11 protein-coding genes are annotated in these 15,389 nt (G+C 62.3%); 2 read left to right on the top strand and 9 right to left on the bottom strand.

Annotated elements, in window-relative coordinates; translation table 11 throughout:
• Positions 1-105: 105 nt before the first annotated feature.
• From PXH66_RS17805 to PXH66_RS17785, 5 genes are all read right to left on the bottom strand, one after another.
• Positions 106-2,052, bottom strand: a complete 1,947-nt coding sequence (locus PXH66_RS17805) for a response regulator (protein WP_330931138.1) — start codon at positions 2,050-2,052, stop codon at positions 106-108.
• Positions 2,049-5,288: a CHASE domain-containing protein gene (locus tag PXH66_RS17800; protein ID WP_330931139.1), complete on the bottom strand. Its 3,240-nt coding sequence runs from the start codon at positions 5,286-5,288 to the stop codon at positions 2,049-2,051. The genes PXH66_RS17805 and PXH66_RS17800 overlap by 4 nt, the downstream gene beginning before the upstream one ends.
• 194 nt (positions 5,289-5,482) lie before the next feature.
• Positions 5,483-6,097 (bottom strand): YdeI/OmpD-associated family protein, encoded by a 615-nt coding sequence (locus PXH66_RS17795; protein ID WP_330931140.1) that lies wholly within the window; start codon positions 6,095-6,097, stop codon positions 5,483-5,485.
• A gap of 9 nt (positions 6,098-6,106) precedes the next feature.
• Positions 6,107-6,580 (bottom strand): GNAT family N-acetyltransferase, encoded by a 474-nt coding sequence (locus PXH66_RS17790; RefSeq protein WP_330931141.1) that lies wholly within the window; start codon positions 6,578-6,580, stop codon positions 6,107-6,109.
• A gap of 8 nt (positions 6,581-6,588) precedes the next feature.
• Positions 6,589-6,996 (bottom strand): DUF2721 domain-containing protein, encoded by a 408-nt coding sequence (locus PXH66_RS17785; RefSeq protein WP_330931142.1) that lies wholly within the window; start codon positions 6,994-6,996, stop codon positions 6,589-6,591.
• Positions 6,997-7,312: 316 nt separating this feature from the next.
• Between PXH66_RS17785 and PXH66_RS17780 the strand changes: the two genes are divergently transcribed.
• Positions 7,313-9,883: a non-ribosomal peptide synthetase gene (locus PXH66_RS17780; RefSeq protein ID WP_330932092.1), complete on the top strand. Its 2,571-nt coding sequence runs from the start codon at positions 7,313-7,315 to the stop codon at positions 9,881-9,883.
• A gap of 9 nt (positions 9,884-9,892) precedes the next feature.
• Here the strand turns inward: PXH66_RS17780 and PXH66_RS17775 are convergent, their stop codons facing one another.
• From PXH66_RS17775 to PXH66_RS17760, 4 genes are all read right to left on the bottom strand, one after another.
• Entirely contained in the window at positions 9,893-11,521 is a 1,629-nt protein-coding gene (locus tag PXH66_RS17775) for an ammonia-forming cytochrome c nitrite reductase subunit c552 (protein ID WP_330931144.1), read from the bottom strand.
• 23 nt (positions 11,522-11,544) lie between these two features.
• On the bottom strand, positions 11,545-12,036 hold the full coding sequence (nrfH, locus tag PXH66_RS17770; RefSeq protein WP_330931145.1) for a cytochrome c nitrite reductase small subunit: 492 nt from the start codon (positions 12,034-12,036) through the stop codon (positions 11,545-11,547).
• 187 nt (positions 12,037-12,223) lie between these two features.
• Entirely contained in the window at positions 12,224-13,726 is a 1,503-nt protein-coding gene (gene gndA, locus PXH66_RS17765; protein WP_330931146.1) for an NADP-dependent phosphogluconate dehydrogenase, read from the bottom strand.
• A gap of 115 nt (positions 13,727-13,841) precedes the next feature.
• On the bottom strand, positions 13,842-14,108 hold the full coding sequence (locus PXH66_RS17760; protein WP_330932091.1) for a hypothetical protein: 267 nt from the start codon (positions 14,106-14,108) through the stop codon (positions 13,842-13,844).
• A 157-nt stretch (positions 14,109-14,265) separates the two neighbouring features.
• Between PXH66_RS17760 and PXH66_RS17755 the strand changes: the two genes are divergently transcribed.
• Positions 14,266-15,336: a hypothetical protein gene (locus tag PXH66_RS17755; protein ID WP_330932090.1), complete on the top strand. Its 1,071-nt coding sequence runs from the start codon at positions 14,266-14,268 to the stop codon at positions 15,334-15,336.
• Positions 15,337-15,389: the final 53 nt, after the last annotated feature.

Genomic DNA, 15,389 nt, shown 5'->3' with positions numbered 1-15,389 from the left:
GGGGCACTCGAAGCAACGAAGCGAAAACGGAGTGAAACCAGTCGCAATGTCGCAGGGGACCGGACTGTTTGAGGACCACCGAAAAGAGCGGGGCGACCGGCAGGCTCAGGTGCGGGAGAGCAACTCGCGAATGGCGGCAGCGAGGTCTGGCACTTCGAACGGTTTGGCGACGAAGATGGTGAAAGGATCGGCGGCGATGATGTCGGCAACTGCGGGGGAGTAACCGTCGCCGGTCAGCACGACCGGGATCCAGGAGTGGGTCGTTCGCAAGTCGCGCAGGATGTCGGTGCCGGACGATCCGGGCGTGCCCAGATCGAAGAGGGCGACGGCGGGCGGCGGCTCCTGACGGATCAGGTCGAGGGCCGGTTGGCATTTATCGGTGACGGCCACGGGGCCCAGGCCCATCGCGCCCAGGATCATGGTGATCAATTCGCGCTCATCGGCATCGTGATTCACCACCATGGCGCGGCCGGAAAATTCGGCCACCCGGGCGAACGGAGCGCGGGAACTTTCGGCGGTGGCCGGGGCGTCCTTGGCGCAGGGGAGATAGAGGTCAAAGCATGTGCCTGCGTCCGGCGTGCTGGTGACGCCGAGCCCGCCGTGATGGAGCTTCACGACATTGAACGCGATGGACATGCCCAGACCGCGCCCGACGAACTTGGTGGAGAAGAACGGATCAAAGATGTGGTCCCGGGTGGCGGCGTCCATGCCGCAGCCGTTGTCGCGGACGGTGAGCTTGATCCAGCATCCGCCGACCGAATCCTGATCCGGGGTGATGCGCAGATCACCGGGGAGCGCGGTAACGGTGACCACCTCGATGTCGATGCGGCCGGGTTGGTCCTGAAATGCTTCGAAGGCATTGAGCAGCAGATTGGTGAACAGCTGTCGCAACCGCCCGGGGTTACCCAACGCCCGCAGTGAAGGGCTCGATGGAGCGGTGTGGATTTCCACGTTCGCGGGCTGCTGGGTTCTCAACTGCCCGGTGGTTGCGGCGAGAAGTCGGGTGATATCCAACGGCTCCAAGGGAGTTTGGTGGTCGTTTTCGGAGTAGCTGAGCATTTGGGCGCACAGCCCGGCGACCCGTTTGGCGGCGGTGAGAATCTCGGTAATGGATTCCTCGTGGTCCGACGGGGTCACCGCGGGTTGGCGCAGGAGATCGGCGTTGCCAATCACCACGGCCATCAGGTTGTTGAAATCGTGCGCGACCCCCGCCGCCAGCATGCCGAGGCTTTCCATGCGTTGCGCCTCCTGAATGCGTTTTTCGGCTCGTTGCTGTTTCCGTTCCAGCTCCCATTTTTCGGTGGCGTCGCGGAAGATGATGATGGCGCCGGTGATGGCGTCGTGCTCGTCCCGGATCGGGGTGATGCTGTCGTCGACGCGGCGACGGCGGCCGTCTTTGGTCTCGATCATGTAGCTGTGATCGAAGTGCAGCGTTTCGCCGTTTTCGATGACGGTCCGGATGGGGTCGACGACGGGATGACCGGCTTGATCACTCAACCGAAACACCTCCTGATAGGATTTGCCGACGGCGTCCCGCCGGTTCCATCCGAGGACCAGCTCGGCGACGGGGTTGAGGAACGTGACCCGTCGCTGGAGGTCGACCGTGACCACGCCGTCGCTGATGCTCTGGAGGGTGGTGCGAAGCCAGCGCTCCATGCGGCCGAGTTGGGCGTCGGCTTTGTGGCGGTAGGTGGCCATCTCGACCGTGGCGCGCAGTTCCTGATCCTGAAAGGGTTTGATCAAGTAGCCGTAGGGGCTGGTCGCCTTGGCCCGATCGAGGGTGGCCCGGTCGCTGTGGGCCGTGAGAAACACGATGGGCACGTCCAACTGCTCGCGAATCGTCTGCGCGGCGGTGACCCCGTCATCGTTCCCGCGCAGGTGAATATCCATCATGATGAGGTCGGGCCGGAGTTGCAGCGCCCGGTCCAAGGCGTCGGCGGCGCTGTCGACGATATCGACCACTTCGAAGGCTTGGCTTTGGAGGGACTCACGCATGTCCTCGGCGAGAATCGCCTCGTCTTCGACGATGAGAATTCGGGGGAGCGCGTTCATTTATCGGCGGTCGAGGGCGGGTCGATGGGCAGAATGAACTCGAAGTGGGCGGGTTGACCAGCTTGCGGAAGGGTGACGGTGGCCTGCAACTGCCGCGAAAGCAGGGAGATGAGGCGCAGTCCGAGTGACTTCGGGGTTTTGACTTCGACATCGGCCGGCATGCCCGGGCCATTGTCGGAAAACTGCAGCACCGCCCGGCCCGCGGTATCGGGTTGCAGGTCGATGGAGATCTCGAGCGGGGAATCGTCACGCATGCCGTGTTTGAAGGCATTGGTGAGGAGTTCGTTCACGATGAGACCGAGGGGAATGGCCTTTTCGGGCTGAATGTGTAGCGGCGCGATGTTGAAACTCGGCAGGATGCGGGCGGCAAAGTCCGGAAAGTTGCGGCGCAGCGACCCCGCCAGTTCCTTGAGGTAAACATCGATTTGGATGCTGGCCAGAGAGGTGTGGGCGTAGAGCATCTCATGGACGAGGGCCATGGAGCGGATGCGTTGCTGGCTTTCCCGAAAAACCGTGAGCGTGGTCGGGTCGCTGATGTAGCCGGCCTGCAGGTTCAGCAGGCTGGAGACGAGTTGCAGGTTGTTCTTCACCCGGTGGTGCACCTCGCGCAGCAGGATTTCTTTTTCGTGCAGGGACGCGGCCATGTCGTTCATGGCTTGGCGGCTTTCGGTGATATCGAGATTGGCGCCAACGTAGCCGAGAGTTTGGCCGTCGCGTTTGATCGCGGTGCCCTGGGAGTGCACCCAGCGAATCTGGCCCGATTTCGTGCGGAAGCGAAACTCGTGTTCGAAACTCTCGGTGCCCGTCACAAAGCGATTCCACGCTGCAAACAGTCCGTCCACATCCTCGGGATGGACGGCCGTGGTGTAACCGCGTCCCAGCGTTTCCTCCAAGGTCAGCTCCGTGCTCTCCTGGTAGGCCCGGTTGGTGTAGAGGCAGTCGCCCTCGGCGTTGACTTCCCAGATGCCGATGGGGAGGACGGCGGCAAGGGTGCGGAACCGTTCTTCGCTGGCGCGCAGAGCGAGCTGGGCCGTCTTGGTTTCGTGGATATCCTGGAAGGTGCCGAACAGGGCGATGGCGTTGTCGCCGCTCATCTCGACGCGACCCACCGCCCGCACCCACTTCTCGTGGCCCTTGGCGGTGGTGATGCGCAACTCCAAGTCCCAGGATTCTCCGGTCGCGATCGCGTTTTCCACGACGTCGCGGACGCGTTGCCGGTCGTTGGGGTGGTAAAAGGCGATGCCCTGATCAAGATCGATGGGTGATCCGCGTTCCAACTCGTGGATGTCGTAGGTCACGTCGGTCCACCGGACGGTGCCAGCGATCAGATCCACGTCCCAGCCTCCGATGGCGGCGATGTGCTGCGTGAGTTCGAGTCGCTTGACCAGCTGGCGTTGAGGCGTGATGTCGGTGCTGACGGCAATGTATTTGCGGGGCACGCCGTCGGCGTCGAGCACGGGAAGGACGCTGGTGTCGATCCAGCGAAGGCGGCCGTCTTTGGCCCGGTTGCAAATCTCGCCGTGCCAAGGTCGACCGGACGAAATGACGCCCCACATCTGGGCGAAAAATGCCCCATCATGGACCCCGGATTTCAGCATGCCGTAGTCCTGGCCGATGAACTCCTCGGGGGCGTAGCCGTAGATGTCGCAAAACTTGTCGTTGGCCTCGCGGATGAACCCGTTGAGATCGGTGACGGCGATGACGGAATGTTCGTTGAGCGCCGCGGTGAGGGACTTGACCTCGGCCAGAGTGTTGGCGAGTCGGCGCTGGGCTTGCGCTTGCACGGAGATGTCATGCGCGACGCCCAAGTAACCGGTGATGGCATCGTTGCTGTCGCGCAGCGCGGTAACGGTCAGCAGGACCGGGATGCGGTTCCCGTCTTTGCTGATGTAGGTCCACTCATGGGTGTTGGGCAGGTTGAGATCCGACTTGGCGACGAACACCTCAAAACCGGGTTCGAGTGGTCGCCCCAACTCTTTGCTGAACTGCCCGGCGCGTTGGGCGATCTCGTCGGGGTCGTGAAAGACGGCGGGGGTTTCGCGGTCAATCATTTCGGCCGCGGTGTAGCCCAGCATTTTTTCCGCCGCCGGATTGAACTCGACGATGACACCCTCCGCGTTCGCGGCGACGATCACGGAGCCCGCGCTTTTCAATATCGCCGCGTGGCGGTAGGCGTATTGTTGAGCCTTGGCAGCCGAGGTGGTGGCGGCCACATGCTCCGACCGATAGCGGGCACCGAGAGCCGCAATGATGGTGAACAGGAGCAGGTCGATGGCGATGCCCGTGCCGACGACGAAGTTGGACAAGTAGTTTACGGTCGCTTGATCGAAATTCTCGTTGGTGGTGTAGACGATGGTCCAGAGTTGGCCCGAGATCGTCATCTGTCGGGTCTCCGTGAAACGAGGTTCGCCCGGGGCCCCGGCCACCGCGTCGGGAGTGAAAGTCTGGTGCAGGAATGTGGCGGGATTCACGGTCGGGCCGTCATAGACCTGCACGTCCACCTCGCGCCGGGTGTGCTCGAGGATGCCGGACATGAGGTCCCGCATGCGAAACGGGGCGTAGACGTAGCCCACCAGGGCCTCCCGCCGTTCCGCGATCGTGCTCGTGGGGTGATCCCGGCGATAGACCGGCAGGTAGGTCAAGACGCCGGGCTGGATGTCCGTGTCGGTTTCCTGCAGCAACACGACCCGGCCCGACATGGCCGCTTCACCGGTGTCGCGGGATCGTGCCATGGCGGCGCGGCGAACCGGATGCGAAAACATGTCGTAGCCAAAGGCGCGTTGATTGCGCGCATCGAAGGGCTCCAGAAATTCGATCGCCGTGTAGATGTCGCGGGGTCCCGCCGGAGTCACCTTGAAATCAGGGAAACCCTGTCGACGAATATCGGCTTCAAAATCGGCCAACGCTTCGGGCGGAATCAGCCGCGCAAAGCCCATGCCCTGGATGCCGGGAAAGTAGCGTTGGATTCGCAATGTTTCGACGTAGTGCCGCCAGTCATCGCGGGAGATGGGGGAGGAGGCACCGAACAGGCCCACGCCACCGCGCAACGCTTGCTCATACTCCAGCATGCGCTCCTCGATCAGGAGCTCGGCCTCGTCGGTGGCGAACGTGAAACGCTCCTGCGCCACTTGTTCGGTGTATTCCACGGAAAACCGCCAGCCGATGAACGTCGCCACGAGAGACAGTCCCAGAATTATCCAAGCGGTGGCCGTTCGATGCAGGAAGGAGGGTATCACGTAGGGGGTGGGATCCGGAGTCGGGGTGCCGCGACGGGGGTCATCTCACTATATCGGCCCCCGGTCACAGATCTTTAGGTCTCGGCGTTCGATTCCTGCCATTTGACTTTAGTGATGGCGTGAGCCGTTCATCGTCGCGGCCGCAGCATGCTGGGTCGGTGGCGTGGGGAGCGTGAGTTTTCGAGCGAGGCTTTTTAGCAGTTCTGGTATTTCCAGTGGCGAGTCTTGCCTTCGGCCAGCCACTGGAGGGTGGTCGCGAGGCGGCGGGCGCGGGTGGCGTCCTGCTTGGCGGTCGTGATCCACTCGATGTATTCACGGCGTTTGGCGGGAGTGAAGGCGGTCCACGTGTGGGCGGCCGCGGCGTGGGACGGTTGTTGGAGAGCGGAGGCGAGCTCCGGCGGCGTGGCGAGCGTGGGCTTGCGAGTTTTCGCGGTGGGTCGACCGGCGGGAGCGGCGGTGGCCAGTCGCGCGGCCGTTTGCAGGTAACGGATGAGTTTGGTTCGGGCGGGAAGGTCGGTCAGGTCGGTGATCTTGCCGAGGTTGCCCATACCCTCCTGTGGCCCGATGCCGTCGGCCGCGAGCACCTCCTCCATGGCTTTGGCCCAGAAGGACAAAGCGCAATGGGCTTTGAAACTGGCGGTCAGGCATACCTGCTTGCCTTTCAGCGTGTAGGCCGGGGCTCCCCATTTGATGGTTTCCACCACCTCGGGGACGGCTTGATGCACCAGTTCACGCAGGTGCTTCAGAATGGGCTGGGCGAACGGCTGCGCGTGGGCGATGTAGGTGTCGATACGGGGATCGCGGGACATGGTCGAACCTTACAGTTTTTTGGCGTAGTTCAGGTCGGTGAGTTGGAAATCACAGGCCTCATAGAGATGGCGCGCCACGGGGTTGTGCGCAAACACATGGAGGCCGAGCGTGCTGAAACCCAGCGTCCGCGCTTCGTCTTCGGCCAATTTGAGCACAGCTCGACCGTGGCCCTGGCCGCGATGCTCCGGCACGATTTCGATATCGAACAACCAAGCGGTTCCCGGCGCGCTGTGGGTGGCGGGACCGACCCAGAACCAACCGATCAGTTCTTCAGTTGCGTCGTTGATTACGCGGCGGATCGCGTGACCGGTTGTATCCGATCCTTGGGGGAGTGATTCATCGAAAGATGCGACGGCCAGGGCGGGCGCTTGATCAGCTGACCAAGTGCCGGCGGCGATCTTGTCGGCAGCAAACGCCGCAATACTGTGCTCGCGCCAAACGGCGAATTGCTCGGGGTCAAATGGCGTGGAACGCAAGCGCATCTTGGATTTCAGGATTTGGCCCGAGGGGAGTTTTCCAGTTGGGCGAGCAGAATGGCCAAGGCGCCACCGGAGATAAAAATCTCCCGCAGGGACAACGCGAGGGAGACGGTCATCGCGAGCACACTCGCCACGAAAACCATCGAGCCGGTCGAGCCCCAGCCAAAAAACAGGCACACCATGGCGAGGGTGCATCCCAGCAGGCTGGCCACACCCCAGATCTGCATCCAGCGGATGAGGCTGAGCCGGCGATGCAAATTGAGAATCTGCTCTTTGGCACAGGGATCGTTGCCCGCGAGGTGATCGGAGTGTAGCTTGCGGATCAGCGCCGCGAGGTGCAGGAACCGATTCGTGTAGGCGAGAAACAGCAGGCTGATCGCCGGAAACAGGAGTGCCGGAGTGGAGAGGGCGAGGTCCATGCGGCAGTCTAATCCTGTTTTGGGACAAAATTGGATTAAATTTCGCAACGATATCGCCGTGCTCACGAGCATGGTGTGGGGGAGGCGTGGTGAAAGTGCGTAATGCCAAGGGGTGGCGAATGCGCGCGACGAGAGGGAGATTTGGGGGCGGATGGCCCCAAACTGCTTGAAAACACGCACTTAGGATTGCGACTGCCTCCGGATTCGGTGAAGGACTCCGCCGCACCCCGCTTTGCCCCGTTCCCATCCCAGCTCCGTTGCCGACAACCCACGGCACCCAGATCATGCGATCGATCTTTCTTGGATCGTCCGTCAGGTGCCGCTGCCGTTTGCCACGATTCCGGAGGCTTTTGAGGCCTGCGTGCGGGCTTGGCCCGATGCGGTGGCGGTGGTTTGCGACGGACGCGAGGTGTCTTACGGCGAACTCAATCGACGGGCGAATCGACTGGCGCATCACCTGATTGCGCACGGCGTGCAGCCGGACACGACGGTGGCGATTTGCGTGGAGCGCTCGATCGAGATGGTGGTGGGACAACTCGGCATCTTGAAAGCGGGAGGCGTGTATGTGCCGCTCGATGCGGATTTTCCGCGGGAGCGTCTGGAGTTTGTGTTGGCCGACACCGCCCCGACGGTCGTGCTCACGCAGGGGCATTTGCGGGCGTCGCTACCCGAGTCGGCTGATCGAGCGATATGGACGCTCGACGATCCGGCACCGGCGTGGGCGGACCAGGCGGAGGGGAATCCCGGGGTGAAATTGGAGGGGCATCATCTCGCCTACATCATCTATACCTCCGGGTCGACCGGCCGGGCCAAGGGGGTGGCGCTGACGCAGCGCGGCGTGGTGCGATTGGTGATCGGGCAGGACTATGCGCCCTTTTATCCGGGGGAACGTTTTCTGGCGATCGCATCGCCCTCGTTCGACGCGATTATCTTCGAACTGTGGGGACCGCTCCTGAACGGGGCGTGTTGCGTGATCATGCCCGACCGCTGGCCGGAAGCCGCTCGATTGCAGCGGTTGATCCGCGAGCAGCGCGTGACCTGCGCCTTTCTCACCACGGGATTGTTCAATCAATTCATCGACCATCAGCCGCAGTTGCTGGCGCCGTTGCGGACCTTGTTGATCGGGGGCGAAGCCCACTCGCCGCACCACACCCGCCGAGCCCGGGAGCTGTTGCCCGACACGGTGTTGGTGAATGGCTACGGGCCCACGGAATGCACGACCTTCGCGTGCACGTATCGGATCGGAGCGCCGGAGGCGTGGGGCTGTGCAACCGTGCCGATCGGTATCCCCTTGAACAATACGACGGCCGTGATCGTGGACGAGGCGATGCAAGTGGTGCCAGTGGGCCAAGCGGGGGAATTGTGCTTGGGCGGACTCGGCTTGGCGCGGGAATATTGGCGGCGCCCGGAACTGACGGCGGAGCGATTTGGCGGGCATGTCCTGCCGGATCAAAGCCAGGAACGATTTTATCGCACGGGTGATCTTTGCCGGGTGTTGCCCAACGGCAACATCGAGTATCTGGGGCGGCGGGATGATCAGATCAAGTTGCGCGGGTTTCGCATCGAGCCCGGCGAGATCGAAGTGATGCTGCGGCAGATGGACGGAATTCGCGATGCCGCCGTATTTGTGCGTGAGCATGGAGAGACGCGGCAACTTGCGGCCGCGGTGGTGCTGACCGGTGACCGTGAAGCGAGTTGGGTGAAGGCCGTGCGACCGTGGCTGTTGCAACGCTTGCCGGAACACGCGGTGCCGGCCCTCCTGGAGGTGGTGACCCGTTTGCCGCTCACGCCCAACGGCAAGGTCGATCGACGGTCGCTGCGAACCAGCATCACCCCGGGGACAGGAACCCCGCGAGAGGTGGCGGCGTCACCGTTGGAGGCGGAGCTGCTCACGCTGTGGCGCGACGTGTTGGGATTTGAAACGTTGGGCCCACAGGATGATTTTTTTGAGCACGGCGGCGATTCCCTGATGGGTTTGAATTTGGCACTGAGCATCGAAAAACGGTGGGGACGTCCCATACCCGTGGCGTGTATCCATCGTTCTCCGACTCCGGCCGCCATGGCCCGGATGTTGTCGGAACGGGACCCCGCCGCCGAGGCGGCGTCTTCACCCGTTGGGACGTCTGTTTTTCAAATGCCCGGGATGTTGGGCCCCGACCATTATCAGGCCGCGTTGGGAGCGGCGTTGGCGCCGGAGCAAGCCTATTGGGACACGCTCTATTACCCGGGTTGGAAGGAAGGGGAGCGTCCGCTGAACCGGGTGGAAGAACTCGCGGAGGAGATCATTCGACAGATCCGACGCATACAACCGGGCGGACCCTACAGCCTGGTCGGATATTCGTTCGGCGCGCTGGTGGCGTTTGAGGTCGCGCGGCGATTGATGGCGGCTGGCGATGTAGTGGAGAAGCTTGTGCTGTGGGACCCCATTGTTTTTCAGGCCGTGGCGCGCGAAACCAAAGGACAAGTGCTGAGGCGAATGTGGGGAAAGTTTCGGCGCAAATACGGCGAGACGATCGCGGTGGGCAACTGGCGCGCTCTGATGAAGGTGTCGCCGTTGACACAGGAACAGCTCAAACACCCCTACCAATGGCTTTCGCCGCGGAAGCGACGGATGGAGTCATTGCGACGGTGCTTCGGTCGCGACGATGTGATGTTTCATCAGTGCATGGCCGCATTCGAGACGTATCGACCCCGGGAGTATGCCGGTGATGCGACCCTGTTCAAATGCGCGGCGTCGCCGGAAGAAGTGGTGGGCGCAAGCGGGCTGGATGCCAAGATCCGCGGGAAGTTGCGGCTACGCCCCGTCCCGGTGGAACATGCTCGCATCGCCCGCGCCGATTTTCTCGATCGCTTCGTCGAACTCACGAAGGACGCCTTGCAGCGCTAGGCCCGGAGTTTAAATATCCTTGGGGCGTTCGGTGGGGGTGACGCCTTGCACGCCGGTGGTGGGAGCGTCGACGGTGGGGGCGGCGGGGGCGCGCAGGATTACGGCGAGGACCTGGGCTTGGCGGCTGTAGTCGATGGACTCCGCCAGGATGCGGGCGGCTTCCTGGTCGGCGTGGAAACCGGCGGAATTTTCGCTGCTGATGAAGTCGAGCCGCCACATGGCTTTGCGTTGCAATTCATGCAGGGTCTTCAGGTCCTGATTGGAAATGCCGGCGGCCTGGGCTTCGCGGATGGCATCGATCATCTGGGTCATCGCCGCCGCCGCTCGTTCGATGAGGGAGCGGGTGCGGTTTTGGATCGTGGCGACTTTTTCAACGAGTTCGTCGGCGTCGACGTTGTGGCAGGTTTGGCAGGAGTTGTTGAGGTTGAGCATCGGGCTACGCACCCAGTGGCTGCTCACTTTCATGGCGCCCTGGCGTTCGTAGGGCATGTGGCAGTCGGTGCAGCTCACGCCGCTGCGGGCGTGAATGCCTTGGCTCCAGAGTTCGAATTCGGGGTGTTGCGCCTTGTAGGTGGGTGCGCCGGTTTCGCCGTGTTTGTAGTCAAAAAAGGCGGTGCCGTCGGGGAAGCTATGGTTGTCGTAGGTCGTTTCGATTTGCTCGGCCTTGAGGCCGTTTTCCCACGGGAAGAACAAAGTCTCCTTTGACGCGCAGTAGTATTCCACGTGGCATTGGCCGCAGACGAAGCTGCGCATTTCGCGGCGGCTGGCGTCGATGTTGGGGTCGTAGGGTTGCTTGCGGTTGCCGCGCCGCCAGCGCTCGACGCTGGGCAGGTGGGGCACGGGGTCGGCGCTGCGCGCGAGGGCGGCGATGCCATTGACGAAACCGGGGCGCGTGATGCGCAGCTGCATGGTCTTGGGATCGTGGCAATCGATGCAACTGACGGGGTGAGCCTCGGAAAGGGCGTGCGGATCAGTCGGGTCGGTGGCGTGTCCCGGCGTGGGCGCGGTGTCGGGAGTTTTGAGTAACTCGGCGTGCGCGGTCGTGTAGTCCATGGTGCTGGCGACGCGGAAGCCTTCCATGACGGCGGGCCAATTGAAATCGGCGGCGAGCGCAGCGGGTGAAGCGTCTTGGCCGAAGGACTCCAGTCCGAGACGACGGTAGGTGGGGGCGATGGAGGCGTGGCAATGCAGACAAGCGCCGCTCTGGGTGCGTTTGGTCACGCGTTCGGTGACCTCTTGGTCGTGCAACATGTAGGCGTGACCGCGCAGTTCCCGGTAATCGATGCTGAAGGCGTAACCGGCGTAGAGCCGTTTGAGCCAGGGTTGCGCGTCGAGTTTGCTTTGGGACATGGCTGATGAACCGCCGTGTTCGGTGTGCTCGCTGTCGACGGTGCGTTTGTAGGTGTCGTATTGATACGGCCAATTCATGCCCCAGGGTTCGGGGTCGGTGGAGGTTTCGGATACCTCCGCCAATCGCACGAAGGGGGTGCGCGCTTCCTGTTGGTGTTCGAAGATGGTGATGAGCACGGCGGCGATGCCGAACGTGACGACGGCCGTGCCGATCATGACGACGACGGGCAGGGTGAAGCGCCGACGGCGATGCGGGGAAGGGGTCGGGGGAATCGAAGGAGCGGACATGGCGGAGGAGGGGCGGTGGTTCTTCAGCGGTGGGCGTGGCCCACGTCACTATGACAGCTCACACACATGAGCATGTCCTGTTGGGGGGTGGCGGGAAACATCTGATGCACGGTGTCGACGTGGCAGCTGACGCACGCGGCCTGAGTGACCCGCCGGTTGCGGGGTTTGATGCGGATGGGTTCGTCGAAGTTATCGAGGGTGAAGGCGAGGGAGTGGAAGAAGCCGTTGTCGGCTTTGGTGATCCATTTCCCGATCGGGTGGTGAGAGAGGTGACAGTCGTTGCAGACGGCGACGTGGTGGTGACTCGAGTTCTGCCACGTGTCATAGTAGGGCTCCATGATGTGGCAGTTGACGCACGTCGTCGGGTTGTTGCTCAAGTAGCTCGCGCCCTTGCCGTAGCCGAAAGTAAAGGAGCCCAAACCGCCGGCGATCCCGATGCACGCGGCGATGAGAACATAGTAGGTGCCTCCGGCGAGTAACCAGGTTCGCGGGGAGCGTAGGTCGGGGCGGCGCATGCGGGGGAGAGGAGGGGTAACGGGGCGTTTGCCGGCGGGATTCAACCGGGCCCGGCACCTTCCATCAAGACTCCAGCGGAGGGATGGCAGGATGTGCGCAGCAATGCACAAAAAAGCCGCACTCCGGGAGGAGTGCGGCGGGGTTCTCGCGAACGAGAAAGCTTACGAGGAGCGACGCGTGATTCGCTTACGCTTTGATTTGCGGGCGGGTCTTGTCGGGCCAGTCGATGTGGAAGAACTCGCCGCGGGGGCGGTCGACGCGCTCGTAGGTGTGGGCACCGAAGTAGTCGCGCTGGGCTTGGAGCAGGTTGGCCGGGAGGCGGGCGCTGCGGTAACCATCGTAGTAGGCGAGGGAGGACGCGAAGGTCGGAGCGGGCACGCCGTATTCGGCGGCGAGGGCCACGACTTTGCGCCACTTTTCCTGAGCCGCCTGGATCGTCTTGTTGAAGTAGGGATCGAGGAGGAGGTTGGCCAACTTCTTGTCGCGGGCGTAAGCCTCGGTGATCTTTTGCAGGAAGGCCGCGCGGATGATGCAACCGCCGCGGAAGATCTGGGCGATCTGGCCGAAGTTGAGCTTCCAGCCGTATTCCTTTTGAGCCTCGCGCATGAGCTGGAAGCCTTGGGCGTAGGAACAGATCTTGGAGCAGTAGAGGGCGTCGTGAATGGCTTCGATGAGCGCTTTCTTTGAGCCCTTGAATTTCTTCTTCGGCCCTTTGAGGAGCTTGGAGGCGGCGACACGTTCGTCCTTTTGCGCGGAGAGGCAGCGGGAGAAAACGGATTCGGCAATCGTCGGCGCGGCGACACCCATGTCGAGGGCGTTGACGCTGGTCCATTTGCCGGTGCCTTTTTGGCCGGCGGTGTCGAGGACGACGTCGACGAAGGCCTTGCGGGAGGCCGGGTCTTTTTGCTGGAGAATGTCGGCGGTGATTTCGACGAGGAAGGAGTCGAGCGCACCCTTGTTCCACTCGGCGAAGATCTCGCCCATTTCCTTGGGCTTGAGGCCGAGCAGGCCCTTCATGAGATCGTAGGCCTCACAGATCATCTGCATGTCGCCATACTCGATGCCGTTGTGGACCATCTTGACGTAGTGGCCGGCGCCGTTTTCGCCGATGTAGGTGGTGCAGGGCACGCCGCCCTTGACGGGCTTGCCGGCCACGGCGCCTTCGAGGGGCTTGCCGGTGACCTTGTCGACCTTGGCGGCGATGGCGCGCCAGATGGGCTTGAGCTCGTTCCAGGCTCCCTTTTCGCCACCGGGCATGAGGGACGGACCGAAGCGGGCACCTTCTTCACCGCCGGAAACACCGGAGCCGATGAAGCGCAGGCCCTTGGCCTTGAGCTCTTTTTCGCGACGGATGGTGTCGGTCCAGAGGGCGTTGCCACCGTCGATGATGATGTCGTCCTGGTCCAGCAACGGGATGAGTCCGTCGATCACGGCGTCGGTCGCGCGACCGGCCTGGACCAGGATGATCATCTTGCGCGGCTTCGCGAGCGAGGCGACGAAGGCTTCCAACGTCGGGGCGCCGACGAGGCCGCCCGGCGTGTCGGAATTAGCGGCGACAAAGGCGTCCGTCTTGGCCGTCGTGCGATTGAAGACGGAGATCTGGAAGCCGTGGTCGGCGATGTTGAGGGCGAGATTTTGACCCATTACGGCAAGGCCGATGAGTCCAATGTCGGAGTGTTCTTTGGGCATACGCAGCCTCGAACGTTGGGGAGTTGCCCGCAGAAAGACGACTGCGAAATCAGCGCAGTTGTTTCATCATTACGATGAAGCGGCGGCGGCCGGGGAACGCCGCGGTGACGTGGTTTCAATAATTACCGAATGAGCCTTTGCTCGGCAGCAGGGGCGCGATGGTGTTGATGAGGGGCGTCAGCGCGCGAGGTTCGTTGCGTTCGTAGATCCACTGGAAGCAAACCGTGCAGATAAACACGGCGATGATCGTGCCCAAAACCATGCGGTTCATGCGGGCCGCGTGACGCACGAGGATGAGCGCAAGGATGCCGCCCCCAATCACCAGCAGCACGTTTACCCAGAAACGCTGCGGCACCTGTTGGAGCTTCTCCATTGTGGTCATGGCCAGAACTAGCATGATCGTGCCATAAGTCTCCCCTTGAACGCCGACGAGGTCAAATCGGGTTGATGCCCCGTTTTTAACAATTCTTTGGCACTGGCGGGGCCAGAATGGGGCTCAGACGTTGCGCCGACCGCGCCCAATGCAACAGTTTGGGGATATGGCCGAGGATGGTTACCACCAATTAAAGAAGCCGAGCTTCCCCATTTCGGATCAGCTGCGGACGTATTTGCGCACCAATCGGCGCGAACGAAAGCTGCCGATCAGTTACGAACGACTGCGGGCTTTTGAGGAATCGTGCCCGTTGCCCGATGCCAACGGTGAGCCGACCTTGTGGGACAGTGTGATCTACTCGCGACTGGAGATGAGTCCGCTGCAGGAAGACCTCAAGCGGGTCTACGCGTTGCTGCGCACGGATGGCGACATCAGCGTCATGCAACATCTCTACGTCGACCGGATCGACTATTGTTCGTTCGGCAACTCGGCGCCGTTCCGCATCCGCATCGTCAATGCCTACAACGACAATGCCGACTATTTTTACATCAAGCGCGGTGATGCCTCCCGCGTTTACGGCTTGGAGTTGGAGCATCTGCTGTCGCCCAATCGCATGAACTATTTCACCCACGGCGGCACGCTCGTGGAAGAGCATGTGGCGGGCGTGCCCGGCGATGTGTTCATCGAAAAATGGCTCAAGCGCGACGACCTGAAACCCGTGCGGGTGGCCAAGGAGTTGGTGAAGTTCAACGAACGCTGCTTCGTGCGATTGCTCGGTGACATGCGCGCCTACAATTTTGTGATGGTGGTGACACCGGACTTCGAAGGCTCGCAGCTGCGTATCCGCGCCATGGATTTCGATCAGCAAAGCTACGAAGGCCGGCTCAATTTTTACCGGCCGCAGTTTTTCAAAGAGAACCGGTCGCTGGCGCTGTTTTGCATGAAGCACCTGCGCGTGGAAACGGCGCAGCAGTATCAACGCGAGGAACGCGTGGCCATCCTGCACCGGGCGGCGCTCACCGAGGCGAAGCTCGGCGAACTGCTCGTCGCGATGTCAACCGACCGCATCTCGCGGCCGGAGCATTTGGAGCAACTGCGCGGCCAGCTGGCCGAGTATTTCAAACGCGACGCCTACCTGAAGTGCGCGTCGATGGGCGAACTGGTCCGCGAAAACCTCGAGTCCATCCGCCTCAACATGAACGCCGCCGCCGGTGGCCTCACCAACGACTTCGAGTGAATCGGTCCCAAGAGAGTCACGGGCGGGTGGGGAAGGCTAAGTTAAAAAATGCC

It is taken from the genome of Synoicihabitans lomoniglobus (assembly GCF_029023725.1).
GTDB lineage: Bacteria > Verrucomicrobiota > Verrucomicrobiia > Opitutales > Opitutaceae > Actomonas > Actomonas lomonigloba.
Note: the sequence above shows the minus strand (reverse complement) of the source record. Positions and strands in the feature narration are given on the sequence as shown.